The 25,532-nt window shown below is 69.5% G+C and carries 23 protein-coding genes; 12 read left to right on the top strand and 11 right to left on the bottom strand.

Annotated elements, in window-relative coordinates; genetic code table 11:
* The first annotated feature begins 8 nt into the window (after window positions 1-8).
* Complete coding sequence (locus ACQP2T_RS54320; protein ID WP_433512607.1) at window positions 9-884, top strand: hypothetical protein; 876 nt, start codon at window positions 9-11, stop codon at window positions 882-884.
* A 105-nt stretch (window positions 885-989) separates the two neighbouring features.
* On the opposite strand, the gene ACQP2T_RS54325 is transcribed toward ACQP2T_RS54320, so the two are convergent.
* Together ACQP2T_RS54325 and galE are read right to left on the bottom strand one after the other, a co-directional pair.
* Complete coding sequence (locus ACQP2T_RS54325) at window positions 990-1,361, bottom strand: VOC family protein (protein ID WP_433512608.1); 372 nt, start codon at window positions 1,359-1,361, stop codon at window positions 990-992.
* Window positions 1,358-2,344 (bottom strand): UDP-glucose 4-epimerase GalE, encoded by a 987-nt coding sequence (gene galE / locus ACQP2T_RS54330; RefSeq protein WP_433512609.1) that lies wholly within the window; start codon window positions 2,342-2,344, stop codon window positions 1,358-1,360. The genes ACQP2T_RS54325 and galE overlap by 4 nt, the downstream gene beginning before the upstream one ends.
* A gap of 121 nt (window positions 2,345-2,465) precedes the next feature.
* On the opposite strand from galE, the gene ACQP2T_RS54335 reads away from it, so the two are divergent.
* Together ACQP2T_RS54335 and ACQP2T_RS54340 are read left to right on the top strand one after the other, a co-directional pair.
* Window positions 2,466-3,239: a hypothetical protein gene (locus tag ACQP2T_RS54335; protein ID WP_433512610.1), complete on the top strand. Its 774-nt coding sequence runs from the start codon at window positions 2,466-2,468 to the stop codon at window positions 3,237-3,239.
* A gap of 138 nt (window positions 3,240-3,377) precedes the next feature.
* Window positions 3,378-4,391 carry a L,D-transpeptidase gene (locus ACQP2T_RS54340; RefSeq protein ID WP_433512611.1) on the top strand — a complete coding sequence of 338 codons (1,014 nt, stop codon included), beginning with the start codon at window positions 3,378-3,380 and terminating at the stop codon, window positions 4,389-4,391.
* Between the two features lie 95 nt (window positions 4,392-4,486).
* Here the strand turns inward: ACQP2T_RS54340 and pcrA are convergent, their stop codons facing one another.
* Complete coding sequence (gene pcrA / locus ACQP2T_RS54345; protein ID WP_433519955.1) at window positions 4,487-6,706, bottom strand: DNA helicase PcrA; 2,220 nt, start codon at window positions 6,704-6,706, stop codon at window positions 4,487-4,489.
* Between the two features lie 264 nt (window positions 6,707-6,970).
* On the opposite strand from pcrA, the gene ACQP2T_RS54350 reads away from it, so the two are divergent.
* Window positions 6,971-7,690, top strand: a complete 720-nt coding sequence (locus ACQP2T_RS54350; protein ID WP_433512612.1) for a PIG-L deacetylase family protein — start codon at window positions 6,971-6,973, stop codon at window positions 7,688-7,690.
* 414 nt (window positions 7,691-8,104) lie between these two features.
* On the opposite strand, the gene ACQP2T_RS54355 is transcribed toward ACQP2T_RS54350, so the two are convergent.
* The 6 genes from ACQP2T_RS54355 to ACQP2T_RS54380 form a co-directional block, all read right to left on the bottom strand.
* Window positions 8,105-8,800, bottom strand: a complete 696-nt coding sequence (locus tag ACQP2T_RS54355; RefSeq protein ID WP_433512613.1) for a lysostaphin resistance A-like protein — start codon at window positions 8,798-8,800, stop codon at window positions 8,105-8,107.
* A gap of 66 nt (window positions 8,801-8,866) precedes the next feature.
* Window positions 8,867-9,124, bottom strand: coding sequence for a WhiB family transcriptional regulator (locus ACQP2T_RS54360; protein ID WP_433512614.1), 258 nt, complete (start codon window positions 9,122-9,124; stop codon window positions 8,867-8,869).
* Between the two features lie 109 nt (window positions 9,125-9,233).
* On the bottom strand, window positions 9,234-9,878 hold the full coding sequence (locus ACQP2T_RS54365) for a neutral zinc metallopeptidase (protein WP_433512615.1): 645 nt from the start codon (window positions 9,876-9,878) through the stop codon (window positions 9,234-9,236).
* On the bottom strand, window positions 9,875-11,275 hold the full coding sequence (locus ACQP2T_RS54370; protein WP_433512616.1) for a glutamate--cysteine ligase: 1,401 nt from the start codon (window positions 11,273-11,275) through the stop codon (window positions 9,875-9,877). The genes ACQP2T_RS54365 and ACQP2T_RS54370 overlap by 4 nt, the downstream gene beginning before the upstream one ends.
* A gap of 170 nt (window positions 11,276-11,445) precedes the next feature.
* Window positions 11,446-12,078 carry a response regulator gene (locus ACQP2T_RS54375; protein ID WP_433512617.1) on the bottom strand — a complete coding sequence of 211 codons (633 nt, stop codon included), beginning with the start codon at window positions 12,076-12,078 and terminating at the stop codon, window positions 11,446-11,448.
* Window positions 12,075-13,286, bottom strand: a complete 1,212-nt coding sequence (locus ACQP2T_RS54380; RefSeq protein WP_433512618.1) for an ATP-binding protein — start codon at window positions 13,284-13,286, stop codon at window positions 12,075-12,077. The genes ACQP2T_RS54375 and ACQP2T_RS54380 overlap by 4 nt, the downstream gene beginning before the upstream one ends.
* 113 nt (window positions 13,287-13,399) lie before the next feature.
* Between ACQP2T_RS54380 and ACQP2T_RS54385 the strand changes: the two genes are divergently transcribed.
* The 8 genes from ACQP2T_RS54385 to ACQP2T_RS54420 all read left to right on the top strand — a co-directional run bounded on the left by ACQP2T_RS54385 (window position 13,400) and on the right by ACQP2T_RS54420 (window position 23,581).
* Window positions 13,400-15,064 carry a PspC domain-containing protein gene (locus ACQP2T_RS54385; protein ID WP_433512619.1) on the top strand — a complete coding sequence of 555 codons (1,665 nt, stop codon included), beginning with the start codon at window positions 13,400-13,402 and terminating at the stop codon, window positions 15,062-15,064.
* A complete protein-coding gene (locus ACQP2T_RS54390) occupies window positions 15,054-15,257 on the top strand; it encodes a hypothetical protein (RefSeq protein ID WP_363993063.1) in 204 nt (67 codons plus the stop codon). The genes ACQP2T_RS54385 and ACQP2T_RS54390 overlap by 11 nt, the downstream gene beginning before the upstream one ends.
* Before the next feature lie 71 nt (window positions 15,258-15,328).
* Window positions 15,329-15,811, top strand: a complete 483-nt coding sequence (locus ACQP2T_RS54395) for a (2Fe-2S)-binding protein (protein WP_433512620.1) — start codon at window positions 15,329-15,331, stop codon at window positions 15,809-15,811.
* A complete protein-coding gene (locus ACQP2T_RS54400) occupies window positions 15,808-18,123 on the top strand; it encodes a xanthine dehydrogenase family protein molybdopterin-binding subunit (protein ID WP_433512621.1) in 2,316 nt (771 codons plus the stop codon). The genes ACQP2T_RS54395 and ACQP2T_RS54400 overlap by 4 nt, the downstream gene beginning before the upstream one ends.
* The gene (locus tag ACQP2T_RS54405; RefSeq protein ID WP_433519956.1) at window positions 18,120-18,974 is read left to right on the top strand and encodes an FAD binding domain-containing protein; all 855 of its coding nucleotides are present in this window, start codon (window positions 18,120-18,122) and stop codon (window positions 18,972-18,974) included. Before ACQP2T_RS54400 ends, ACQP2T_RS54405 begins: the two co-directional genes overlap by 4 nt.
* Window positions 18,975-19,049: 75 nt before the next feature.
* The gene (locus ACQP2T_RS54410) at window positions 19,050-19,736 is read left to right on the top strand and encodes an SRPBCC family protein (protein ID WP_433512622.1); all 687 of its coding nucleotides are present in this window, start codon (window positions 19,050-19,052) and stop codon (window positions 19,734-19,736) included.
* A 147-nt stretch (window positions 19,737-19,883) separates the two neighbouring features.
* The gene (locus tag ACQP2T_RS54415) at window positions 19,884-22,520 is read left to right on the top strand and encodes a bifunctional glycosyltransferase/CDP-glycerol:glycerophosphate glycerophosphotransferase (protein ID WP_433512623.1); all 2,637 of its coding nucleotides are present in this window, start codon (window positions 19,884-19,886) and stop codon (window positions 22,518-22,520) included.
* Between the two features lie 17 nt (window positions 22,521-22,537).
* Window positions 22,538-23,581, top strand: coding sequence for a glycosyltransferase (locus tag ACQP2T_RS54420; RefSeq protein ID WP_433512624.1), 1,044 nt, complete (start codon window positions 22,538-22,540; stop codon window positions 23,579-23,581).
* 26 nt (window positions 23,582-23,607) lie between these two features.
* Here ACQP2T_RS54420 and ACQP2T_RS54425 read toward each other — a convergent pair whose 3' ends face one another.
* Together ACQP2T_RS54425 and ACQP2T_RS54430 are read right to left on the bottom strand one after the other, a co-directional pair.
* Complete coding sequence (locus ACQP2T_RS54425) at window positions 23,608-24,657, bottom strand: sulfotransferase family protein (RefSeq protein ID WP_433512625.1); 1,050 nt, start codon at window positions 24,655-24,657, stop codon at window positions 23,608-23,610.
* 16 nt (window positions 24,658-24,673) lie between these two features.
* Complete coding sequence (locus tag ACQP2T_RS54430) at window positions 24,674-25,498, bottom strand: CDP-alcohol phosphatidyltransferase family protein (protein ID WP_433512626.1); 825 nt, start codon at window positions 25,496-25,498, stop codon at window positions 24,674-24,676.
* Window positions 25,499-25,532 lie beyond the last annotated feature (34 nt).

The following is a 25,532-nucleotide window of genomic DNA, read 5'->3' on the forward strand; positions in this document are numbered from 1 at the left end:
GCATTGATATGAAGCGCATCATCACAGGGCTGGCTTTAGCGTCGGCCGCCACACTCCTGGCAGCCGGGCCGGCACAGGCGGCACCGGCCGCCAAGGACCCGGTCGCCGCGGTGAAGAAGCAGTTCGTCGCCGGCAAGGGTGTGAAGTTCAGCGAGCGCACCACCGCCATCCAGGGCCGGATGCGGGGCATCATCACCCGCCGGACGGGAACGTACCAGTTCAGCAAGACGGGCGTCGCCGCGTCGGACATCACCGGCGCGTTCAATGTCAAGGCTCTGGGTCCGGACGCCGGCGAGGACAAGACCCTCAAGGCCATGGGCAGGCCGGAGCGGACGATCACGATCGGCAAGACGTCGTACCTGTCCGGCGGGCTCTGGGCGGACATGCTGCCCGAGGGCAAGACCTGGACCAGGATGCGCAACATCCCGTTCTCCGGCCTGAGCGGCGTCTACGGCCAGCCGCTCAACCTCACCGAGTCGGCCACGCTCAAGACCCTGTTCAAGAGCGCTCAGCCGGCCAAGGGCGGCTGGGCGGGCAAGATCACCGTGGGTGACCTGCGCAGGATCTCCCCGTCCTTCCGTGGCAACCTCCTGCTCGGCGCGCCCAGCAAGAAGACGTCGAAGGTCGCCCTCTCCTGGAAGCTCACCGTCGACGCCAAGGGCCTGCCTGCCCGGCTGGTCACGCTGATGCCGCTGGCCGCGCTCTCCTCGAACGCGGACGACAAGTCGAGCCTCAGCATCGAGACCCTGTACAGCGGCTGGGGCAGCTCGGTGAAGATCACCGCGCCGCCGGCCGACCAGGTGACGGACGAGTTCAAGGACGGCACGGACAGCGAGGACGAGATTCCTTCGATGACGCTTCCGCTCAGCAGCATCGCGCACTAATCGCCGAACCGCTGTACAGCTTCACCAAGGGGGAGCCGGGCTCGCGCTCGGCTCCACCGTAGGACAGACCGGCTCGCCCTCAGCTCCACCGTGAGACAGCCGGGCTCACGCCTCTCCTGTCTCTCCCGTCACCAGGCGGGAGAGACGGGGTTGCTTGACGTAGTCCGTCAGGCCGATGACGTTCCCCCAAGGGTCGGCGATCTCCACCGTCCATCCGGTGAACACCTCGAACGCCTCCCCGCCGACCTCCTTCGCCGCCGCGCGGGCGTCGGGCACCTCGAGCCACACCCGCATCGAGCCCGGCCGGCCCTCCTGGACCCGTACGAGCAGCCCGGGAGTCTCGCCGCCGATCGCGAAGAGGGCCAGCTCCTCCGTCGCGAACTTCTCCCGCAGCCCCAGCACGCCACCGTAGAACTCCCTGGCCCGGGCCAGATCGCCCACACCGACCAGGATGTTGTCGACGCCAAGGATGTTCATGGGACGAGGCGCGAGTCCCGTACGGCGGCCCATTTGAGCGAGTGCCTGATCCCTTCCTCGATCGAGTAGCGCGGCCGCCACCCCAGCAGCCGGTGCGCGAGGTCGCTGCGCGTGTAGGCGCCCGCCACGTCGCCGGGCCGCCGCTCGGTCTCGACCACCTCGACCGGCCGCGCCACCACCCGGTTGAACGCGTCGACCAGCTCACGCACGGTCGTCCCCGAGCCGGTGCCCAGGTTGATGACCGATTCCGCCTCGGACAGCTCGTCGAAGCGCTGCAACGCGGCCACGTGCGCCGCCGCCAGATCCCAGACATGGACGTAGTCGCGGATTCCGGAGCCGTCGCGGGTGGAGTAGTCGGTGCCGGTGATCTGGAAGGGCACGCCTTCCTCGTACGCACCGATCATCTTGCCCAGCGCGTGGCTCGGCCGCCGCAGCTGCAACCCGGTGCGCATCGCGGGATCCGCCCCGATCGGATTGAAATAGCGCAGGGACAGCACGTTGATCGGCCGGGTCGCCGCGATGTCGGCGAACATCGCCTCGCAGACCGCCTTCGTGCGCGCGTAGGGGCTCTGCGGGTCGAGCGGCGACCGCTCGTCGACCGTATGATCGTCCCCCGTGCGGTAGATCGACGCCGAGGAGCTGAAAATCATCCGCTCGCACCCGTTGCGCAGCAGGTGATCCACGAACTCCAGGCTCTTGGTGACATTCGCCCGGTAGTAGCCGACCGGGTCGGCCACCGAATCCGGCACCACGATCAGCGCGGCGCAATGAACGACCGCCTCGATGTCGGGCTGCTCGGCGAATATCTTGTCGACCAGCGCCCCGTCGGCGATATCGCCCTCGTAGAAAGTCCGGCCCTCGGCGAACTCCCGCCGTCCCGTGACCAGGCTGTCGAGAATCACCGGCGTGATCCCCGCGTCCAGGCACGCCGACGCGATCGTGCTCCCGATGAACCCCGCCCCACCCGAAATCAGTACCCGCATCCCGGCACCCTATTGGGTCCCCCGCCGAGCCCGGCGTCATTCGCGCCGACTGGGGTGATCGTGGCTTCCCGCGCGGGTAATGAGGTGCGGTCGTGATCATTTGTCGGCAAGATGGCGCCTCGTGAAACTCATGATCACCGCACTCACGGCCGGTATCGCCGTACTCGTCTCACCGGCCCCCGCCCAAGCGGCACCGAAGAACCCCGTCGCGGCGTTAAAGGCGCAGCTCGTGGCCGGGCACGGGGTCCGCTTCACCGACGCCAGCGCGTTCGTCGGCGCCGTCAACAAGGATCCGCTGGTCCGGCGCACCGGCAGCGTCCAGTTCGGCAAGAAGGGGATCACCGGCTGGGACATCACCGGCAAGTTCTCCAGTCCGTTGTACGACGGGCACAACACCACGCCCGAGCGGACCATCGCGATCGGTGACGTCGCGTGGGTGTCGGGCGGCACCCTGAGCGAGGACATGCCGAAGGGCAAGACCTGGTTCAAGACTTTCAGCAAGATGAACCTCACCACCATGAGCAGCTGGTTCGGCCAGGTGGTGAGTCCGGCCGAGCCCGCCACCCTCGCCGCCCTGGTGAAGAACGGCAAGCTCAGCGGGTCCACCTACCGCGGCCAGATCACCTTCAGCAAGCTGTTCAAGATCTCCCCCTGGTTCAGCAGCTCGATCCCGATGCGCTCCAACACCGAGGCCACCGTCACGTACACCCTCAAGGTCGACGCCAAAGGGCTCCCCAGCCAGTTGACCACCACGTGGCAGGCCACGGACTTCCTGGACATCTCCTGGTGGGAGGACAAGGCGGTCACGACCGAGACCCGCTACACCGGCTGGGGCGCCCAGGTCTCGATCAAGTCGCCGCCCGCGAGCAAGGTCACCACCAAGCTCAACGACTGAGTCGGGCGCGCCGGGCCCGTAAACCAGGACCCCGAGAGGCGTTACGTGATCGTTATCACCAAGCGCCCACCTATGACGTCTTTTGGTTGTCTCACTTATGAGACGCCTGATGCGTAGACATAGTCCTGGAGTAAACCCTTGAATCCCCTCCCCCGGATGCTGGCTCTGGCCGCCCTGATCACCACGGTGGCGGCCTGTAGCACCGAAGGAACGCCTGCCCCGGTGGCTCAGGTCGCCGCCGCCACCCCGGTGCACGCGGCCGGCGCCGCCGTGCCGCGGAAGGCCGTACCGAAGAGCCCGGTACAGAAGGTCGCGGCGAAGAAGGCCAAGCTGGAGATCGCCGACATCACCCCCGAAGGTGAAGCCAAGGAGAAGGTGGGCGTCGGCTTCCCCATCATCGTGACGTTCGACCGCAAGGTGACCGACAGGGCGGCGGCCGAGACCGTCCTGCAGGTGCAGGCGGACCGGCCGGTCGACGGCGCCTGGCGCTGGGTGTCCGACCGCAAGGTCGTCTACCGCACCAAGACGTACTGGCGTCCGCACCAGAAGGTTCAGCTCAACGCCCGCCTGAGCCAGATTCCCGGCAACGAGGCCGCCAAGGATGTCAGCCGCCGCTTCGCCGTCGGCTACTCCAACATCTCGGTGGTCAACACCCGTAGCCACGTGATGAAGGTCAGGCGCGACGGCAAGCTGGTCAAGTCGATCCCGATCAGCGCGGGCCGCGGCGGCCTGCTCAAGAACGGTGTGGACGTCTACTTGACCACCAGCGGCACCCACCTCACGATGAACAAAAAGCCCATGGAGACCATGACCTCGGAGTGGATGGGCGTCACCGACCCGAAGGACCCTCGCTACTACAAGGAGGAGATCCCGTGGGCGGTGCGCATCTCCGACAGCGGCGAGTACGTGCACCAGAGCGCGGGCTACTACCAGTTCTTGGGCCGGTCCAACCAGAGCCACGGCTGCGTCCGTGCCACTCCGGCGGGCGCCAAGTGGTTCTACGGCATCGCCCAGCGCGGTGACGTCGTCAAGATCACCGGCACCAAGCGCAAGCTCGACTGGCAGAACGGGTGGAGCTACTGGCAGCTCAACTGGACCGAGTGGAAGAAGGGCAGCGCCCTCCCGAAGGGCGCCCAGCAGCAGAAGAGCTGAGCACCCGACGGGTCAGAGCCTTCCAGCAAGCCTTCCGGTAGGTCAGAGCCTTCCGGTAGGTCAGAGCCTTCCAGCGGTCAGAAGCTTTTCAGCGGTCAGAGCTTTTCCAGCGGAGCGTAGGCGAGGAGCAGCGTCTTCTCGCCTCCGCTCCCGAAGTCGATCTTGACCTTGGTCTTCTCCGCCACCCCGTCCACGGACACGACGGTGCCCAGCCCGAACGCGTCGTGCGTCACCCGATCGCCCGGCGCCAGCGTGGGCACCGTGCGGGCGCCCTTCTTCGGCGCCGCCGCCTGCGCGGGCTCGCGCCGGGTCGCCGCGCTCCAGGCCGACTTCTCCGGCGGGCTGCGCCAGTCGAGCAGCTGCACCGGCACCTCGTTGACGAACCGCGAGGCCGGGTTGAACGACGGTGAGCCCCATGAGCTGCGTACGGCGGCCCGCGTGATGTAAAGGCGCTTCTGGGCCCTGGTGATCCCCACGTAGGCCAGCCGGCGCTCCTCCTCCAGCTCCTTCGGCTCGCCCAGTGAGCGGATGTGCGGGAAGACGCCGTCTTCCATCGCCGTCAGGAAGACGACCGGGAACTCCAGCCCCTTGGCGGTGTGCAGGGTCATCAGGGTGACCACGCCCTGCCCGCCGTCGGCTTCAGGGATCTGGTCGGCGTCGGCCACCAGCGACACCTGCTCCAGGAACTCCACCAGCGTGCCCTCGGGATTGGCCTCCTCGAACTCCGAGGCGACCGAGATGAGCTCGTTGAGGTTTTCCAGCCGGGACTCGTCCTGCGGATCCTCCGAAGCCTCCAGCTCGGCGCGGTAGCCGGTGGCGACCAGGACCTCCTCCGCGAGCGCCGACGGCGGCATGCCCTCGGCCTTGCCGATCATCCCCTCGATCATCGCGACGAACTCGCGCACCGCGTTGAGCGAGCGCGTCGCCATGCCGTACGCCTCGTCGGCCCTGCGCAGCGCGTCCCAGAAGGAGATGCGCTCGCGCGAGGAGAGCGCTTCGAGCATCGCCTCGGCCCGGTCGCCGATGCCGCGCTTGGGCACGTTGAGGATGCGCCGCATGGACACCACGTCGGCGGGGTTGGCCAGCACGCGCAGGTAGGCGAGCAGGTCCTTGACCTCTTTGCGCTCGTAGAAGCGCACGCCCCCGACCACCTTGTAGGGCAGGCCGGTGCGGATGAAGATCTCCTCGAACACCCGGGAGGCCGCGTTGGTGCGGTAGAAGACCGCGACGTCGCCGGCCTTGACGCCCTCCTCGTCGCTGAGCCGATCGACCTCCTGGGCCACGAACATGGCCTCGTCGTGCTCGTTGTCGGCCACGTAACCGACGATCTTGGGACCGTCGCCCTGGTCGGACCAGAGGTTCTTGGGCTTGCGCGACTCGTTGCGGGCGATGACGGCGTTGGCGGCGGCCAGGATGTTCTGGGTGGAGCGGTAGTTCTGCTCCAGCAGGATCGTGCGCGCGTCGGGGTAGTCGCGCTCGAACTCCAGGATGTTGCGGATCGTCGCGCCGCGGAAGGCGTAGATCGACTGGTCGGCGTCGCCGACCACGCACAGCTCCGACTGGTCGGCGCCAGAACGGACCAGCTCGCCGTCGGCCGTGCGTAGGTCGGGGCGGCCCACCAGCTCCCTGATCAGGATGTATTGGGCGTGGTTGGTGTCCTGGTATTCGTCGACGAGCACGTGCCTGAACCGCATCCGGTAGTGCTCGGCCACCTCCGGGAAGAGCTGGAACAGCGTCACCGTGTTCATGATGATGTCGTCGAAGTCCATCGCGCCGGCCTCGGTGAGCTTGCGCTGGTAGCTCTTGTAGGCCTCGGCGAGCACCTTCTCCAGGTGGGAGCCCGCCTTGTCGAGCGCGGTCTCGTAGTCGACCAGTTCGTTCTTGAAGTTGCTCACCTGGGCCGAGAACGACCGCGGCGGGTAGCGCTTGGGGTCGAGGTCCATCTCCCTGCACACCATCGCCATCAGCCGTTGCGAGTCGGCCTGGTCGTAGATGGAGAAACTGGAGGGGAACCCGAGCCGCTTGGCCTCGCGGCGCAGGATGCGCATGCAGGCGCTGTGGAACGTCATCACCCACATCGCCTTCGACCTGGGCCCGACGAGCCGGTCGATGCGCTCCTTCATCTCGCGCGCGGCCTTGTTGGTGAAGGTGATGGCCAGGATCTCGCCCGGATGCACCTGCCGCTCACCGAGCAGGTAGGCGATGCGATGGGTGAGCACCCGCGTCTTTCCCGACCCCGCCCCCGCCACGATCAGCAGCGGACCGCCGTGATGGATCACGGCCTCCCGCTGTTGCGGGTTGAGGCCATCGAGCAAGGGGTGGTCAACAGAGACTTGGGTCGGCACGCACCCAGGTTAAGACTCTCCACCGACAAACGGCGCCTCGACGCCTGGAATCCCACCCCCCAAAACCGACAATCCCCTCCGAACCCCTGGAATCACGAACCCACCCATCAGCCCCCGGCCCCCGAACCAGCCGCCTGGAATCCCAGCCCCAAACCCATGGCGACGGATCCAGCAGCCTGGAATGTCGGCCGTGAGCCGCTGGTTGTCGTCAAAGAACGATCCGAAAGGGAGAAGATGCTCGCCGACAACGAGATCAACCGGGTACTCGTCGTGACCGCGCACCCCGACGACGCCGACTTCGGCGCCGCGGGCACGGTCGCCCTCTTCGGTGATCGGGGGGTCGAGGTCACCTACCTGCTGGTCACGGACGGCGACGCGGGCGGCAACGAACGTACGCTCGACAACTCCGGCATGGCCGAACTGCGCCGAGCCGAGCAGACGGCCGCCGCCAAGGCGGTGGGCGTCACGGACGTCCGCTTCCTCGGCCACGCGGACGGCACGGTGGTGCCGTCGCTGGCGCTGCGCAAGGACATCGCCAGGGTCATCCGCCAGGTACGTCCCGAGCTGGTGATCACCCACCACCCCGACCGCAACTACCAGTTCATCGCCCCGAGCCACCCCGACCACCGCGCGGTGGGCGGCTCCACTCTCGACGCCGTCTACCCCGACGCCCGCAACCCGTACGCCTTCCCCGAACTGGTCAAGGACGAGGGTCTGGAGGCCTGGACGGTCCGCGAGGTCTGGCTCAACGGCGGCTCCACACCCAACCACTGGGTGGACATCACGGAGGCCATCGACCGCAAGCTCGCGGCACTGCAGTCGCACGTCAGCCAGGTTGGGCATGTCGAGGGCTTCGCCGACTTCGTGAAGAGCCGCTTCGCCGCGTGGGCCGAACAGGCCGGCTTCGGCGAAGGCCACTACGCGGAGGGCTTCCAAACCGTCACCACGGGCTGACCCGCCCCCTTGGGCCGTCCCCCTGAGGCGGGTCCCGCGACGGCTTGGCGACCCAGGCGGCCGTGCGGGTGTCGACCCCGGCCGCCTACCGGTCCTGCCGTCGTGGTCCTGCCGTCGTGGTCCTGCCGTCGTGGTCCTGCCGTCGTGGTCCTGCCGTCGTGGTCCTGCCGTCGTGGTCCTGCCGTCGTGGTCCTGCCGTCGTGGTCCTGCCGTCGTGGTCCTGCCGTCGTGGTCCTGCCGTCCCGGCGACCCACCCCTTGGGCTCTGCGGAACTCCTGAGGCGCGCGGAACCCCTGCGGCCTGCCGACCTTGCCGGTCCTGCCGGTTTTGGTGGCCATGGCGGTGGAGTGGCGCAGGCGCTCTGGGTGGCACAAGCGCTCGGGGTGGCTGTCGTTCTGACGACTCAGAGCGATCTCATTTGGTGGGCGCGGGCTGCTTTCCGGCGATCCGCGCGAAAAGGTAGCCGAGGGAGTTGGTCGCCAGGTGCAGCATGGTCGGGGCCGTCAAGCCGCCCTGGCGGCGTAGTTCGCAGAACAGGACGCCCGCGGCGGCCGTCGACACCACGCTGCCCGCCACCACGCGGGCCGTGTCCAGGCGGCCGGGGGTCTCACCGGCCGCCAGGGCGCCGAGTGCCGGGTTGGCGCGGGACATGTCGATGGCCGGGAGGATGTGCCACAGCCCGAACAGGGCCGATGACACCGCCGTCGCGGCGACGGTCCCGTGGGTACGGCGAAGCGTGCCGTACAGGGCGCCGCGGAAACCCATCTCCTCCAGCAGGACCGTGCCCAGAGGGACCTGCACCAGCGCCTCCTCCAGGACGCGGGCGCGCGACAGCGACAGGGCGCGGTCGTCCTGGAACAGCGGCCGGGTGCGTGGCATCGCGACCCCGGCCGTGTAGACGGCGGCGACACCCGCCGCCAGGGCGCCACCGATCGCCGCGCCCCTTGGCCCCTGCTCCCACCCGAGCTCCTGCCATGACAGCCCGGACCGTCGCGCCATCGCCACCAGGGCGGCGGTCGCGGCGGCGGAGGTCAGGGGGGCGAGGCGGGGCGCCACCCGGTTGTTGAGGACGTTGGCGACGGCCAGCACGGCGATCGAGCGAAGCAGCACTCCTGCAGGCTACGTCGCCCTCCTCCGTCACGGGCTCCCCGCCTGCACGCCGCACACCGCTCGGCGCTAACTGGCGGCCGGGCTGCGCCAGCCGGAGGGGAAGCGGGAGCGTCGGCGCTCCTCCGGGGTCAGGCCGCCCCAGATGCCGTCCGTCTCCCCTGCCGTCACCGCGTAGGAGCGGCACTCGGTCAGGACCTGGCAGGTGGCGCAGACCGCCTTGGCGCGCGCCTCCTGGGTGGCGGAGGGCGCGAGCGGGAAGAACAGCTCAGGATCACTGGATCTGCAGGCACCCCCGCGCAGCCAACCGATCTCTCCCAATGGCATGGGGCAACGGTATGCCGACGTCATGATCGGCCGCATCATCCTTTGGGTTGACACGCGAGTACATCCCCAGCAGGTCCTCGCCCATCCGCCCACGAACCCCGACAAAAGATCAGCAGGCGCCCACTCCGCCGTTGAGGCCGTTGGCGAAGGACTGCTGGCGTTGCTGGGCCGTGCCGTGGGCGCTGGGGTTGAGCCAGTCGTCCGTGGGGTCGCCCGCCGCCTCCAGGTTCAGGAACAGCTCGTTCTCGTCCCCCGGCTCCGCCCGCAGCGCGCCCGAGCTGACGAGCGACGACAGCGTGCCGCCCGCGTAGCAGTCGGCCTGCAGCTCCGCCTGTACGTTCAGGTCGAAGCCGGACCGCAGCTGGGCCTGCACCGAATGTCCGAACTCGTGGGGGATGATCAGGTAGACCGAGCCGTCCCCCATCTCGCTCCAGAGCGACTCCATCCAGTCCTGGTCATAGGCGATGAAATGGCCGTCAGGGCAGTAGAAGGCATTGTTCGGGACGGCGGGCTGGCCGCCGCAGTTGGGCCCCGATTTCCCGGAATAGGGTACGAAGTCGGTAATAGGGCGGTAAGTACGACCGAGGGCACTGAACTGCTGCTTCCAGAACGCCTCCGTCAGCTCCCGCGCCGTCCGTACGTCACCCTCGAACGTGTCGGCCCCTGACGTGTCCATGGAAGCGGGCCGGGACAGCCCGCACGCGGCCAGGAGTAACACCAGGACGAGGGCCAGGGCTCTTTTCAAAGGCGTCACACGTCCCAAGTGTGCACCGGCTCGTTGCCGTGCATGCGCTCTATGTACTCAAGCGTCATCGCCCGCAACGCCTCATGCCGGTCGCCACCGTACCCCTGTACCCGTTCGACCTGCCAGGTCGCTCCGGTACGGCCCGACAGACACCGGCCCTCGATGACGCCGAGCAGCCGGTCGGCCACGCGCCGGTCCACGCCCCACTTGTCGAGTCCCTCGTGGGCCAGCGGGAGCAGGCGGCGCAGGATCAGCTCGCCGGCGGGCACCTCTCCCAGCCCCGGCCAGTAGAGACGCGCGTCCAGGCCGTGCCTGGCCGCGCTGTTCAGGTTGTCCTCGGCGGCGGCGAACGACATCTGGCTCCAGATCGGCCGCTCGGCATGCGGGAGTACGGCCATCAACCCGTAGTAGAAGGCCGCGTTGGCCACGATGTCGACCACGGACGGCCCGGCGGGCAGCACCCGGTTCTCCACCCGCAGGTGCGGGGTGCCACCGGCCACCGCGTACACCGGCCGGTTCCACCGGTAGATCGTGCCGTTGTGCAGGGTCATCTCGTGCAGTTCCGGGATGCGGCCCCCCTCCAGCACGGCTCGCGGGTCCTCCTCCTCGCAGAGCGGCAGCAGGGCCGGGTAGTACAGGACGTTCTCCTCGAACAGGTCGAACACGCTGGTGATCCACCGCTCGCCGAACCAGACGCGCGGCCGTACGCCCTGAGCCTTCAGCTCGGCGGGACGGGTGTCCGTGGCCTGCTCGAACAGCGTGATCCTGGTCTCGCGGTGCAACTCCTTGCCGAACAGGTACGGCGAGTTGGCGGCGACGGCCACCTGCGCCCCGGCGATGGCCTGCGCGGCGTTCCAGTGCGCGGCGAACTGCTCCGGGCTGACCTGTAGATGGAGCTGCACGCTGGTGCACGCGGCCTCGGGCGCGACGCTGTCGGCATGGGTGTCGAGGCGTTCTATGGCCTCGATCGACAGGTGCAGGTCCTCACCGCGGGCGGCGAAGATCTGCTCGTTGAGCAGCCGGTAGCGTGGGTTGGCCGACAGCGTGCCCTCGCCGATGTCCTGCTCGCGCAGCGTGGGCAGGATGCCGATCAGGACCAGGTGGCCGCCCTCGGACTGGGCGCGCTCCTCGGCGTGGTTGAGCCGGGCCCTGACATCGTTCTCCAGCCGGAGCAACCCGTCGCCGCCCAGCTCCTGGGGCTCGATGTTGATCTCGATGTTGAACTGGCCCAGTTCGGTGGCCCAGTCGGGCTGGGCGATCGCGGCGAGCACCTCGGCGTTGCGCATGGCCGCCTCGCCCGCGGCGTCCACGATGTTGAGCTCGATCTCCAGCCCGGCGAGGGGCCGGTCGACCTCGAAGCGGGCCTCGCGGAGCATCTGGGCGAAGACGTCCAGGCATCGTCGCACTTTTTCCCGATATTTCCGACGATCGTCCCGGCTGAACACGACGACTGGTACGTCCCTGCCCATTCTGGAAATGTCGCATGTCAGAGCCAACTAAGCCAGCGTCTCAGCCCGCCATACGACAAAAACCACCTATCGAACAGCCAAAACGGCCCGTAAACATACGAAAACCGTCAGACGAGCCGTCGGGCCGTGGCCCAGCGGGACAGTTCGTGCCGGTTCGACAGCTGGAGCTTGCGCAGCACCGACGACACGTGCGTCTCGACCGTCTTGACCGAGATGAACAGCTCCTTGGCGATCTCCTTGTAGGCATAGCCGCGGGCGATCAGCCGCAGCACCTCGCGCTCGCGCTGCGTCAGCGAGTCGAGCTCGGGGTCGATCGACGGCGCCTCCGACGAGGCGAACGCGTCGAGCACGAACCCGGCCAGCCGCGGCGAGAAGACCGCGTCGCCCTCGGCCACCCGGCGGATGGCGTCGGTCAGCTCGGTGCCGCTGATGTTCTTGGTCACGTAGCCGCGGGCGCCGCCGCGGATCACGCCGATCACGTCCTCGGCCGCGTCGGACACCGACAGGGCCAGGAAGCGTACCTGCGACCCGGCGCCGAGCACCCTGCGCAGGACCTCCTGCCCGCCGCCGCCGGGCATGTGCACGTCGAGCAGGACCACGTCGGGAGCCAGCTCGGCGATCGCCTTGACCGCCGTCTCGACGTCCTCGGCCTCCCCGACGACCTGGATCGAGTCGCCCAGCTCGGCCCGTACGCCGGAACGGAACAGCCGGTGATCGTCGACGATCAGCACCCTCGTCATTGCCTCTCCACCTTCATCGTCAACATCACTTCCGTGCCCTCACCGGGCTCGGTGCGCACCCTGGCGGTGCCGCCGTGACGCTCCATTCTCCCGATGATGGACTCCCTGATCCCCATTCTGTCGAGAGGCACCGCGTTGAGGTCGAATCCCTTGCCACGATCCTTCACGAAAATCGTGACTTCTTCGCCCTCAACCTCGGCATAGACGGAAATGGACGGACTTCCGGAGTACTTGGCGGCGTTGACCATCGACTGCCTCGACGCCTTCAGCATGGCGCCGAGCTTGCCGGCCGAGTCGAGCTCGATGTCGCCCACGCAGACCACCTCGATCGGCACGCCGTGCGCGTCCTCCTCTTCCGCGGCGATCCTGCGTACGGCCGCGGCGACCGTCGCGTCGGCGTCCTGGGCGGGCTGGTAGAGCCAGTTGCGCAGGTCGCGCTCCTGCGCGCGGGCCAGCCTGGCGACCTCGCGCGGGTCGTGCGCGACGCGCTGGATCAGCGTGAGCGTGTGCAGGACCGAGTCGTGCACCATCGCCGCGACCTCGGCCCGCTCCTCCGACCGGATGCGCTCGCGCCGCTCCAGCTGGAGCTCCTTCCACAGGCCCGCGAGCCAGGGCGCGGCGATGACCGCCAGCCCGCCGACCACCACGATGGTGAACAGCAGGCCGGGCCTGGCCTTGGACAGCTCCCCCTGAGCGGCCAGGAAGCCCGCCGCGCCGATGACGACGAGGGCGATGCCGAGCAGCGTGCGCACCCGGTTCTTCCTGATGCTGTTCGTCGCCCCGCTCACCCAGCTGCGGCGGCGTTCGGGATCGGCCTGCTGCCACAGGATGAGCGCGCCGATGCCGACCACGGCGAACGGCAGGATGGCGATGCCTCCCTTGGAGGCGCCGGTCAGCCAGCCGAACGCGAACAGCGCCACGCCGATCGCGCTGAACGCCGCGAGCTGGCTCCAGTCGCGCTGCGGCGGCTGCTGCCCCTCGTACGGCTCGCGCGGCGTGATCATCCAGAGCACCGCGTACGCCACCCCGCCGACCCCGCCGACCACGCTGAGCAGCACGAACATCAGCCTGATCACCACGGGATCGAGCTTCAGCTGAGCCGCAAGCCCTTGTGCCACGCCACCGAGCAGCCGGCCCTCCATGGGGCGCATCATCCGGCGGTAGGGCGCGTCGCCACCGGCTTGGGCAAGAGTCTTCTGGTCAGCCATAACATCGCCATCGTCACATGAAGGCCGCGTTGGGGACATCAGGGAACGACCCCCGGGTCGGCTCAGGGGTCTCCCGGATGCGGACGGCGGGCCGGTGGGGCCACGATAGTGGCATGACAGAAGCACCACCGAAGGAACCGGCCGCTCCGCCGACCGCGCTGCGACGTAGCAGCGAGGGGCGCTTCGTCATGGGAGTCTGCGCCGGGCTCGGGCGCTACACGGGGATCGACCCGGTGGTGTTCCGCGTGGCCTTCGCGGTGCTGCTCTTCGGCTCCGGGATGGGGCTGTTCATGTACATCGCGGCGTTCCTGCTGATGAAGGAGCCGAACGGGCGGCCCGGATACATCGAGCAGTGGACCGGGCGCGACTTCGCCGCCGACACCGTGATGGCGCTGCTGACGGCGGTGCTCGCCGCCGGGCTCGGCCTCAACCTGGCCACGGTCTGGCTCGACTCGGGCACGCTGGTGGTCGGCATGATGCTGGCCATCGGGCTGCTCGCGGCGCACACCAACGGCGTGGACCTGCGCGGCCTGGTCCGGACGATGCCTGAGCGGCTCACCCGCCGCGCCCGGCCGGCCGACTCCGAGCCGTACCTGAACGACTTCACGTATTCCCCCATTCCCGGCCAAACCGCGCCTACGACGGGCTACGCGCGGCCCCGCCCGGCCGCCGCGCCGTACACACGCGAGCCGGAGATGGAGACGCCGACGGAGAGGGTGGCCGCGCCTCCCGCCGGATCGGCGCCGCCGACCGCCCCGACGCGCGTCAACCCCGTCCCCGCCGACGTGCCGATCGACGACCGGGCCGCGGACGAGCCGACGCGAGCGCCGATCGACAAGCCGATCGACAAACCGGCCGACAAACCGGCCGATGAGCCGGCCGCCGTTCGCGCGGAGCCGGCGGAGCCGTACGAGAGGGCACGGCCGGACCAGCGGCCGGAGTCCTACCAGCGGGCGGAGCCGCACCGGAGGCCCGCCCCCGAGAGGCCGCCCACACCGCCGCGCTTCCGTGCCGACCCGATGACCGCCCTCAGCTACGGCGAGCCGTTCGCGCCGAACGGCCCCTTCCAACCGCTCGACCCGCGCAGGCGAGCCGGCGGCTACTCGCCGTACGACCCCGCCCTGTACGGCAGGCCGACGCCCCCGCCCCGCCAGAAGCAGAAGCGGCCCAGATCGTTCATCGGCGCCATGACCATGTTGCTGGCAATCATCATTGGAGGGATCGTCGTGGCGGTCCAAGCCAGGTCCGCCTCGGGGGTCAGTCCCACCCTGGTCGGCGGCGCCGTACTCGTCACCATCGGCGCCGGGCTGCTGATCGCCGCCTGGTGGGGCCGCGGCGCGGGCCTGGTCGCGGCCGGCACCATGGTCGCCCTGCTGATCGGTCTCGGCCTGATGGTCGGCGACCTGCCGCGGAATGTCGGCGACTTCGTCTGGCGGCCGACCACCGTGGCGGAGGCGAGCCGGATCTACGACGTGGGCGTCGGGGACGGCCGGCTCGACCTGTCCGAGCTCAAGCTCACGCCGGGCGCGAATCTGACGGTCAACGCCAAGGTCTCGATCGGCGAGCTGATGGTGATCGTGCCACCGACAACACGGGTCGAGGTGCACGCCACCAACAAGGTCGGCGACATCAAGGTGGACCAGTCGCTCAGAGGCGGCGTGGACGTCAAGTTCGACAAGGTGCTGGAGCCCGACACGCGCCCGAAGGGCGCCGTCCCGACGATCGTGCTGAACCTGCGGGGCGGCATCGGCGACATGGAGGTGCGGCGTGGCGCGTGAGGTCGACAAGCCGCGCCGCGTGCACCGGACGGACTGGATGGCACTTCTGAGCGGCATGCTTTTCGTGGTGCTGGGCATCTTGATCCTGACCCGTGAGATCACGGACCCGCTGGTCCTGGTGTCTTTGGTCATCATCGGGCTGGGCTTCGCGGGGTTCGTCGCCGTCATCGCGCGGGTGATCCGCGGCAAGTAACCCTTGACCGGGAAAAACACCGGCGTACGTTGGGCCTTGTCCGCCTTTCCCGCGCTCCTCTGGGAGGACGTATGCCTCGGACAGCCATCACCGTCGACGGAGTCAAGTACGAGGAGGAAGTCGAGCCGCGGCTCCTTCTCGTCCACCTGCTACGAGATCGTCTGGGCAAGACCGGCACCCCGGTCGGCTGCGACACCAGCAACTGCGGCGCCTGCACCGTCATGCTCGACGGCAAGAGTGTGAAGAGCTGCTCGGTGCTCGCCGTGCAGGCAGACGGCTGCGACGTCGTCACCATCGAGGGCCTGGGCGCCAACGGGTCGATGCACCCGATGCAGCAGGCCTTCCACGAGGAACACGCCCTGCAGTGCGGCTACTGCACCCCCGGCATGGTCATGGCCGCGATCGACCTGCTCAGGGACAATCCGGATCCGTCGGAGGACGCCATCAGGGAGGGCCTGGAAGGCAACCTCTGCCGGTGCACCGGCTACTGCAACATCGTCCGCGCGGTACGCCGGGGCGCCCAGGAGATGGTCCAGGCGGTGAAGACGCGATGACCGAGGTCGGCAAGGCGAGGAAGCGCAAGGAGGACGCGCGGCTGCTGACCGGGCGCACCCAGTGGACCGACAACCTGCGGCAGCCGGGGATGCTGCACGTCACGTTCCTGCGCAGCCCGATGGCGCACGCGCGGATCACCGGGGTCGACGTCTCGGCGGCACGCGAACTGCCGGGTGTCGTGGCGGCGTTCAGCGGCCAGGACTTCGCCGCCGAGCAGGGCAGCCTGCCGTGCGCGTGGCCGGTGAGCGAGGACATCGTGATCCCCGATCACCCGCCGATGGCCGTGTCGGAGGTGCGTTACGTGGGCGAGGCCGTCGCCTGCGTGGTCGCCACCGACCGCTACCGGGCCGCGGACGCGCTGGAGGCGATCGAGGTCGACTACGAGCCGCTGCCGCCCGTACTCGACATGAACGAGGCGCTCACCCCCGACAGCCCCAAGGTGCACGAGGCGGGCAACCAGGCGTTCACCGCGAAGATCACCTCGGGTGACATCGAGGCGGCCTTCAGGGACGCGCCGGTCGTCATTGACCGGACCTACATTCAGCAGCGGCTGATCCCGAGCGCGATGGAGCCGCGGGCGGTGCTCGCGACCACCGACGGCGACTCCTTCACGCTCTGGTCGGCCACGCAGATCCCGCACGTCCTGCGCGTCATGCTGGCCGTGGTGACCGGCATCCCGGAGCACAAGATCCGGGTGATCGCGCCCGACGTGGGCGGCGGGTTCGGCTCCAAGCTGCAGGTCACCGCCGAAGAGGTGCTGTGCCTGCTGCTCACCAAGCGGCTGGGCAAACCGGTCAAGTGGACGGAGTCCCGCTCCGAGGGCAACCTGACCGTGCACCACGGCCGCGACCAGATCCAGCACCTCAGGCTGGCGGCCGAGGCCGACGGGCGGATCCGCGGGCTGCAGGTGGAGCTGCTGGCCGACATGGGCGCCTACCTGATGCTGGTCACGCCGGGCGTGCCGCTGCTCGGCGCGTCGATGTTCAACGCCATCTACAAGATGGACGCCTACGAGTTCGGCTGTACGGGCGTCTTCACCACGAAGATGCCGACCGACGCCTACCGCGGCGCGGGCCGGCCCGAGGCGACGTACGGCATCGAGCGGATCATGGACGAGCTGGCCGCCGAGCTGCGCCTGGACCCGCTGGAGGTACGGCGGCGCAACTGGATCAAGCACGAGGAGTTCCCGTACACAACCATCTCCGGGCTGACCTACGACTCGGGCAACTACGAGGCGGCGACGGACAAGGCGATGGCGCTGTTCGGCTACGACAAGCTGCGCGCCGAACAGGCCGACCGGCGCGACCGGGGCGACCCGGTCCAGCTCGGGATAGGGGTGAGCACGTTCACCGAGATGTGCGGGCTGGCCCCGTCCCGGATGCTCGGCGCGGCCAACTACGGCGCGGGCGGCTGGGAGCACGGGTCGGTACGCATGCTGCCCACCGGCAAGGTCGAGGTCATCACCGGCACCTCCCCGCACGGCCAGGGGCACGTGACGTCGTGGAGCCAGATCGCGGCCGACGCGCTCGGCGTGCCGTTCGAGGACATCACCGTGCTGCACGGCGACACGGCGATCGCGCACAAGGGCATGGACACCTACGGCTCGCGCTCGCTGACCGTCGGCGGCATCGCCGTGCTCAAGGCGTGTGACAAGGTCAAGGACAAGGCCAGGAAGCTCGCCTCGCACCTGCTCGAATGCTCGCCCGACGACCTGGAGTTCGCCGAGGGCGTGTTCAAGGTGAAGGGCACCGACTCCCAGAAGACCATCCAGGAGCTGGCCTACGCCGCGTTCACCGCCCACGACCTGCCCGAGGGCGTCGAGGCCCGGCTCGACTCCGACGCCACCTTCGACCCGGAGAACTACTCCTTCCCGCACGGCACCCACCTGTGCGCGGTCGATGTGGACACCGAGACCGGCATGGCGAAGATCCGCTCGTACGTGGCGGTCGACGACGTGGGCACAGTGGTCAATCCGCTGATCGTCGAGGGCCAGATCCATGGCGGCATCGCGCAGGGCGTCGCGCAGGCGCTGTACGAGGAGGCCGTCTACGACTCCGAGGGCAACCTGCTCACCACCACGATGGCCGACTACCTGCTGCCGACGGCGATGGATTTGCCGGACTTCGTCACCGACCGGACCGAGACCCCGGCCACCAGCAATCCGCTGGGCGCCAAGGGCGTCGGCGAGGCCGGCACGATCGCCTCGACCCCGGCGGTCGTCAACGCCATCGTCGACGCGCTGCGACCACGCGGCATCCACGACATCCAGATGCCATGTACACCCGAGCGGATCTGGAGGGCGCTGCGATGATCCCGGCCCAGTTCGACTACGTCCGCGCCGGCTCGCTCGGCGAGGCTGTCCAGGAGCTCTCCGCCGACGAGGACGCCAAGGTCCTGGCCGGTGGCCAGTCGCTCCTGCCGCTGCTCCGGCTCCGGCTGGCCTACCCGTCGAAGCTGGTCGACGTGGGCCGCCTGCCCGAGCTGACGGGCGTGCACGACCGTGGCGACCACGTCTTCATCGGCGCGATGGCCACGCACGACGAGGTGATGCGCTCCGGCGTGGTCAACGCCGACTGCCCGCTCGTGGCGCAGGCCACCGCGACGGTCGCCGATCCCGCCGTACGCCACCGCGGCACGTTCGGCGGCTCCCTGGCGCACTGCGACCCGGCGGGCGACCTGCCCGCGGTGGTCCTGGCGCTGGAGGGCGTCTTCGTGGCCAGGTCGCCCGAGAGCGAGCGGGAGATCCCCGCCGCCGAGTTCTTCGTCGACTACCTGGAGTCGGCGCTGCGGCCGGGAGAGATCCTGGTCGGGGTGCGGCTGCCGAAGCTCGGCGCCGGCTGGGGCTATCACTACGAGAAGTTCCACCGGACCGCGCAGTCGTGGGCCATCGTCGGGGTGGCCGCGGCGGTCAAGCGTTCCAACGGAGCGATCGAGGAGGCGCGGATCGGCCTGACCAACATGGGCCCGACGCCCGTACGGGCCCACGCGGTGGAGACCGCCCTGCGGGACAGGCAGCTGAGCGATGACCTACGGCAGGCGTGCGAGGAGGCGGCGGCCGACACCTCTCCGCCCTCCGACCTGCACGCCCAGCCCGACTATCGCCGGCACCTGGCCAGGGTGCTGACCCATCGCGCGATTCTCCACGCCGCCGGGTCTCCCTGACCCGTTCGAGGGGGCGCCCTTTCGGGGCGCCCCTTCTCAGTCGTAATGTCGCAATCAGCGGAGAGGAGCGGATCCATGGCGATGCGGTTCGAGCATGAGTTCAGCGTTCCGGTGCCGGTCGAGCAGGCGTGGGCCGTACTGCTCGACGTCGAACGGGTCGCGCCGTGCCTGCCGGGGGCCTCGCTCGACCTCTTCGAGGGCGACGAGTTCACCGGCCGGATGAAGGTCAAGGTCGGCCCGATCACTGTCACCTACCGTGGCGTGGCCCGGTTCGAGAACGTGGACAAGGACGCCCATACGCTCACCATCGAGGCGTCGGGCAAGGAGGCGCGCGGCGCGGGGACGGCCTCGGCGACCGTCAAGGCCACGCTGACGCCGGACGACGGGTCCACCACGGTCCGGGTGGAGACGTCGTTCAACGTGACCGGCCGGCCCGCCCAGTTCGGGCGCGGGGTCATGGCCGAGGTCGGGGCGAAGCTCATCGACAAGTTCGCCGCCAACCTCGCGCAGCTGCTGACCGAGCCTTCTCACGAGGCGCCGCCGGTGGCTGAGCCCGCCCACGAACGGTTGAGCGTGGTGCCCGGTCCCGAGGAGGACGTCCGGCCCGCCGGGACGCTGCGTACGTCGCGCACGCCCGACGAGGAGGCGCTCGACCTGCTGGAGATCGCCGGGACGCCGCTATTGAAGCGCCTGGCGCCCGTCGCCGGGGCCGTCGCGGGGCTGCTGCTCATCGGCTGGCTGATCAGACGCTTCATGCGCTGACATCGGACGTCTCATGCGCTGATATCGGCCGGCTGATCAGTCGCGCTGATATCAGCAAAGACACCATCAAGTCCGGACACTTCGCCCGATGCTGGGGAAGTTCATCCCTACATGTCTTATTTCGGGGGACATTCGGGGGAGATGGGCATGCCGGACTGCACTGTTGTCGTGATCACCTACAACGACGCGGCCCGCCTGCCCAGGGCCGTGCGATCCGTACTCGGCCAGTCGCTGCGCGACCTCGAAGTGATCATCGCCGACGACGCGAGCACCGACGACACCCCCCGGGTGGCGAGCGAGCTGGCGCGGTCCGACCCCCGCGTCCGCTACCTGCGCCGGCAGGTCAACAGCGGCGGCTGCGGCGCGCCGCGCAACGACGGTCTCGACGCGACGACCGCACCGTACGTGATGTTCCTCGACAGCGACGACGAGCTGCCCAGGCACGCCTGCAAGAGCCTGCTCGGCGAGATCGAGCGGACCGGCGCCGACTTCGTGGCCGGGCAGATCTCCCGGCTGCACGAGCGGAGCGGCCGGCTGGCGCCGTACTACCCGTCGCTGTTCGCCCGGCGGCGGGTCGTGGCGGGCATCGGCGCGGAGCCCGAACTGTTCCTCGACTGCTTCAGCACCAACAAGCTCTACGACGTGCGCTTCCTGCGCGAGAACGGGCTGCGCTTCCCGGAGGACATCCACTACGAGGACCACGTCTTCGCGGCCGGTCTGTACGCCGTGTCGCGCCGGTTCGCGGTCGTGCCCTGGGTGGTCTACCACTGGCACCGCGCGCCCGACGACCGCTCCATCTCGCTCAACATCAAGGAGATGGACAACGTACGGCATCGCGTGGCGGCGGCCCGGATGAGCGACGACGTGCTGCGCGGCCACGACGCCGGGGACCTGGTGCCCGACCGGCAGTACCGCTTCCTCCGGCAGGACCTGCGCGTCTACCTCAACCCGCTGCCCAGGCGCGGCCGGGTGTGGGCCAAGGAGTTCGCCTCCGTCGTGCGGCCGTACCTGGAGGAGATCCCGCTTGAGGTGTTCGAGCGGATCGAACCGATGGCCCGGGTCTGCTGCCATCTCATCCTCGGCGACCGGGTCGACGACCTGCTGGTGGCCGCCCGGTCGCTGCCCGACCCGTGTGCCGCCCCACGGGCCGCCGTACGCCATGAGGGGCGGACGTACTGGGGCACGACGGTCACGCCCGGCATGGACATCACCCGGCTGCGGATGGCCGAGCTGCCCTACACCGCGGCCCGGCTGCGGCACGAGGTGACCGAGATCGCCGGGGACGGCGAGCGGATCCGGATGAGCGTGCACACCTACGACCCTTTCGGCGTGCTGCCGGTCGGCTGGACGGCCTTCCTCCAGCTCGGCGGCCAACGCGTCCCCATCGAGCCGGTCCCGTCCGGTGACGGCGGCTACGTGAGTGAGATCACCTTCACGCCCACGGCCTCGTGCGAGCCACGCATCGGGTTCACCAGGAACCACGACGGCCGCACCACGACCGACCGGCTGATGGCCCCGCCCGACATGGAGCCGATCGCGGTGCAGCTGACGCGCACGGTCACGGCCGAGGGCAACGCCGCGTACCTGCGCGTACGCGTCCCATCGGTCAGGTCACGGCTCCACCGGATCAAGCGCCGGTTGCTGCGGCGGTTCAGCACACCGGCGATGAAGCTGCGCTTCTACAAGGCGGTGATCCGGCTGCTCCCGCCCCGCCCCGACCTGGCCCTGTTCGAGGCCGACGTCGGCAAGGGCTACACCGGCAGCCCGCGCGCCGTCTACGAGGAGCTGCGGCGGCGCGGCCTGCCGATCCGCGTCTTCTGGTCGGTGGCCAGATGCCGGGCGAACTTCCCCGCCGACGCCCGGCTCGTCCGCCGCGGCGGCTGGCGGTACGTCTGGCTGCTGGCCCGCGCGGGCATCTGGGTCGACAGCCACGGCTTCCCGCTCAACTACCCGAAACCACCCGGCACCCGCTATCTCCAGACCTGGCATGGCCAGGGCATCAAGTCGGTCGGCTTCGACGCGCCCGACCTGCGCGCCGACTTCGACCGCCCGCGCGCCGAGTGGCGCGCCGCCGTCGCCCGCTGGGACGCGCTCGTCTCGCCGAGCGCCGAGTTCTCGCGGGTCTTCCTGCCCTCCAACGGCTACACGGGCCAGGTCCTCAGGTACGGCACGCCGCGCTGCGACGCGCTGGTCCGCCAGGAGAGCAGGCACGACGTCCTGCAACGGCTGGAGATACCACCCGGCAGGAAGATCCTGCTGTACGCGCCCACCTATCGCGACGGGGCCAAGAACAGCGGCCGGTCGGTCCGGGCGGACCTGGAGCTGATGGCCGAGGAACTGGCCGGCGAGTGGGTGCTGATCCTGCGGACGCACCCGGTGGAACGCTTCAGGACCCCGCAGCACATCAGGCACTTCGTCCGGCCCGCCGGGTCGTACCCGGAGATCAACGACCTGATGCTGGCCTCGCACGCGCTGCTCACGGACTACTCGTCGGTGATGTGCGACTACGCGCTGACCGGCAAGCCCATGGTGTTCCTGATCGACGACTGGGACGAGTACCGGCTGACCGAGCGGGGCGTCTACCACGACCTGCCCGCGATAGCCCCCGGGCCGTGCGTCACGACGACCGAGGAGGTGGTCGAGGCGCTGCGGGAGCTGCCGGCCGTACACGCGGCCCATGCCGAGCGGTACGCGGCCTTCCGCGAGCTGTGGTGCGCGGACGAGCGCGGGGACGCCGCCGCGCGCGTCGTGGACGCCTTCTTCGGGCATCGGGCGGCGTCGTGACCGTGGTGTTCGCTTGCATGGACGCCGACACGCTGGGGGGCGTCCAGCAGGTGACGCACACCCTGGCGCAGGGGCTGGCCGAACGCGGCTACGACGTGCACGTGGTCGGGCTGCACCGGGCGGCCGCGCCGTTCCGCTACGTCGAGGAGCCCGGCTACCGGCACCACGTGATCAGCCCGGAACCCCTGGGACCGCAGAGCCCGCGAGCACGCAGGCGGGCCGACGAGCGGCTGGCCGCCCTGTTCGGCCCGATGCGGACGGGTTTCGCGGTGCTGACCTCGCCGGGGGTGGTGACGCGGCTGACGTCCGTCCTGCCCGGCTCGCTCCATCGGGTCGGGCAATATCACGGCTCGTACGAGCACGCCCGCGGCTGCTGGCACCTCGGCTCGATCAGACAGCACTACCCCAAGCTCGACCAGGCGGTCTTCCTCAGTGAGGACGACGCCTGGCGCTTCTCCGAGGACGCGCTGCTGCCCAACACCTGGGCCCTGCCCAACCCGCTGGCGCGCTGGCCGGAGGAGGTGTCCGGGCTGGAGACGCCCCGGGTGCTGGGGGTGGGGCGGATGGAGGGGGTCAAGCGGTTCGACCGGCTCATCAGCGCGTTCGCCAGGGCGGGCGCGCCGGCGCCGTGGGAGCTGCATCTGATCGGCGACGGCAGCGAGCTGGAGCGGCTGCGCGCGCACGCCGTGCGCGAGGGGGTCGGGGAGCGGGTGGTGTTCAGGGGCCGCGTCCCCGCCGCCCGGATGACGGGCGAATACCTGGAGGCGGCGATCGTGGGGCTGACCAGCGAGCACGAGGGGCTGCCCATCGTGCTGCTGGAGGCGGCGGCGCACGGAGTGCCCGCGGTGGCGTTCGACGTGTCGGGCGGGGTGCGATCGGCGGCGCCGGTGCTCGTCCCGGCCGGGGACGTCGGCGCGTTCGGCGCGGCGCTGGCCCGGCTGATGGGCTCGGCGTGGGAGCGGCGGCGCCTGGGCGCCGCCGCTCGGGCACGGGCCGCCGCCTTCCGGCTCGACCACGTGCTGGACCGCTGGGAATCCCTGTTCGTCCACCTGACCAGGTGACGAGCAGATCTGTTCGTTACCGCTTGTTACCTCGCGCGCTGGGCCAGCTCGGGCGACTCGTTACGCGGCTGCGGAATCCCGGCGAGCAGCTGCTGCTTCGAGGTGAGCAGCGCGGCGACCGGGCTCGGCTCGCGCAGCCGGTTGATGCGGTCGCGCACCGCCTTGCGCATCCGGTTGGCGCGGCGCTTCTGCATCGTCTTGTGGCAGGTGACCAGGTGCTCCTTGGACGCCGCCGGCGCGCCGGTCAGCTCGTAGCCGTTGGCCTCCAGCCGCTCACCGAGCACCTGCTCGCACAGCGAGATCTCCCAGTCCTCCAGCCGCTTGGCCCAGCTGCCCACCCTGGAGCGGGTGACCTCACCGTGCGTGTTGCTGTGCCAGACCTTGTGCGCGGGGACCGCCACGCTGGCCGCCTCGCGCGGAGAGACCGTGCTCGGGTCGAAGTCCTCGTCGAGGAAGTGGCAGAGCTTCTTCATCTCGGTCGCCGGGTCGTCGGTCAGGTCCTCGTACCGCAGCTCGTAGTAGGTGTCCTCGGGCAGCATCCGCCGCAGCCTGTTGCCCGCGTCGATGGCCTCGGCCCAGGTGGAGACCGCGTGGAAGGAGTCCAGCGTGTACCAGGGCATCTCCTTCAGCGACGAGACGCAGTCGCGGCCGTCCCTGATCAGGTGGATGAACTGGGCGTCCGGGAAGAGCCTGAGCAGGATGTCGACCTGCTTGACGTAGCTCGGCCGCTTGTCTCCCCAGCGGGCCTTGTCGAAGCGGTCGGCGTACATGCGGAAGGTGGTGCCGAGCACCGAGCCGAGCGTCCCGGGCCCGTCCACGACCTGCTGGACGAAGTCCTCCCTATCGATCTTGAGCTCGCGGAACTTGGTGCTGCGGTCGCCCGCGATCCACTCCGCGAGCGCGCGGCGGCGCTCCTCGACGCGCAGGTCGCCGAACGAGCGGCGCCGGTGGTAGACGGGCACCAGGAACCTGGTCTCCGGCGGCACCGCGATCCGCGGGTGCGAGTGGAGCATGAGCTGCAGCATCGTGGTGCCGGAGCGCGGACAGCCGACGACGAAGATGGGCCGGTCTGACATGAAAACCCCCGAAAACTTAGACGAGAACGTGCTCTCGGCTCCTCGTGGAGGGCACGCTGTGCTTGCGCGTGAAGCGCCACATCCGGTGGACGAGGTAGACCTCGTTGACCAGCAACGAGACGCTGGCGACCGCGGAGACCGGGATCAGCGCCACGGTGCCCACGAGCGGCGCGACCACGAACACCGCGGCGTGGAACTCGATGCCGCTGATCAGGTGGGCGCGGATACGGCGGCGGACCATCGCCTTGTTGATCCGCCGCGCGAGACGACGTGACCGGCTCATCGGCGGCCTCTGGCGCGGTATCCGCACCTCGGGCTCGTCCTCTTCCTCCGCCCGGGCCTCCCCGTCGGCCTCCCGTTCGGCCTTGATCGTCTCGCGGACCCGCTTCATCTGCGGCGCGTTGACGTACCTGAACAGGTCGACCACCGCCACCGCCGCGCCCATGACGATGTAGCGGACGTCGCCGGTGATCGCGTACTGGCCGTAAGCGAGGCCGGTGGCGCAGCACACCACCCTGATCCGGTCGCCGACGTAGTCGAGCCACAGGCCGAAGGGCGTCCCCGAGTCCTTGAGCCGCGCTATCTTGCCGTCAAGGCAGTCCACCATGAAGCTCAGATAGAACATGGCCGCCCCCGCGGCCAGCAGGTCCATCGCGAGACATACGGCGGACACCATGCCGAGGACCAGCGAGACCACCGTGAGCTGGTTGGGCGTCAACCGCGTGTGGTTGGCCACCAGCAGAGCTGCCCGGCAGGCGACCGGGTCCACGAAGTACACGGTCCACCAGGAGTCTCTCCGCTTGCGTGTCGCGTAGACGTCATCGAGCGAATAGGTCCTCATGGCTTCCAAGCATGGCCACGCACCGCCGTGATCC

The organism is Nonomuraea sp. CA-143628 (genome assembly GCF_050942315.1).
Lineage (GTDB): Bacteria > Actinomycetota > Actinomycetes > Streptosporangiales > Streptosporangiaceae > Nonomuraea.

Coding starts and splice junctions, on each gene's coding strand:
- ACQP2T_RS54420 (WP_433512624.1), top strand. CDS start 22,538: ATGGACGCCGACACGCTGGGGGGCGTCCAGCAGGTGACGCACACCCTG.
- ACQP2T_RS54380 (WP_433512618.1), bottom strand. CDS start 13,286: ATGGCTGACCAGAAGACTCTTGCCCAAGCCGGTGGCGACGCGCCCTAC.
- ACQP2T_RS54430 (WP_433512626.1), bottom strand. CDS start 25,498: ATGAGGACCTATTCGCTCGATGACGTCTACGCGACACGCAAGCGGAGA.
- ACQP2T_RS54385 (WP_433512619.1), top strand. CDS start 13,400: ATGACAGAAGCACCACCGAAGGAACCGGCCGCTCCGCCGACCGCGCTG.
- ACQP2T_RS54375 (WP_433512617.1), bottom strand. CDS start 12,078: ATGACGAGGGTGCTGATCGTCGACGATCACCGGCTGTTCCGTTCCGGC.
- ACQP2T_RS54405 (WP_433519956.1), top strand. CDS start 18,120: ATGATCCCGGCCCAGTTCGACTACGTCCGCGCCGGCTCGCTCGGCGAG.
- ACQP2T_RS54410 (WP_433512622.1), top strand. CDS start 19,050: ATGGCGATGCGGTTCGAGCATGAGTTCAGCGTTCCGGTGCCGGTCGAG.
- ACQP2T_RS54325 (WP_433512608.1), bottom strand. CDS start 1,361: ATGAACATCCTTGGCGTCGACAACATCCTGGTCGGTGTGGGCGATCTG.
- ACQP2T_RS54360 (WP_433512614.1), bottom strand. CDS start 9,124: ATGCCATTGGGAGAGATCGGTTGGCTGCGCGGGGGTGCCTGCAGATCC.
- galE (WP_433512609.1), bottom strand. CDS start 2,344: ATGCGGGTACTGATTTCGGGTGGGGCGGGGTTCATCGGGAGCACGATC.
- ACQP2T_RS54395 (WP_433512620.1), top strand. CDS start 15,329: ATGCCTCGGACAGCCATCACCGTCGACGGAGTCAAGTACGAGGAGGAA.
- ACQP2T_RS54425 (WP_433512625.1), bottom strand. CDS start 24,657: ATGTCAGACCGGCCCATCTTCGTCGTCGGCTGTCCGCGCTCCGGCACC.
- ACQP2T_RS54320 (WP_433512607.1), top strand. CDS start 9: ATGAAGCGCATCATCACAGGGCTGGCTTTAGCGTCGGCCGCCACACTC.
- ACQP2T_RS54350 (WP_433512612.1), top strand. CDS start 6,971: ATGCTCGCCGACAACGAGATCAACCGGGTACTCGTCGTGACCGCGCAC.
- ACQP2T_RS54400 (WP_433512621.1), top strand. CDS start 15,808: ATGACCGAGGTCGGCAAGGCGAGGAAGCGCAAGGAGGACGCGCGGCTG.
- ACQP2T_RS54415 (WP_433512623.1), top strand. CDS start 19,884: ATGCCGGACTGCACTGTTGTCGTGATCACCTACAACGACGCGGCCCGC.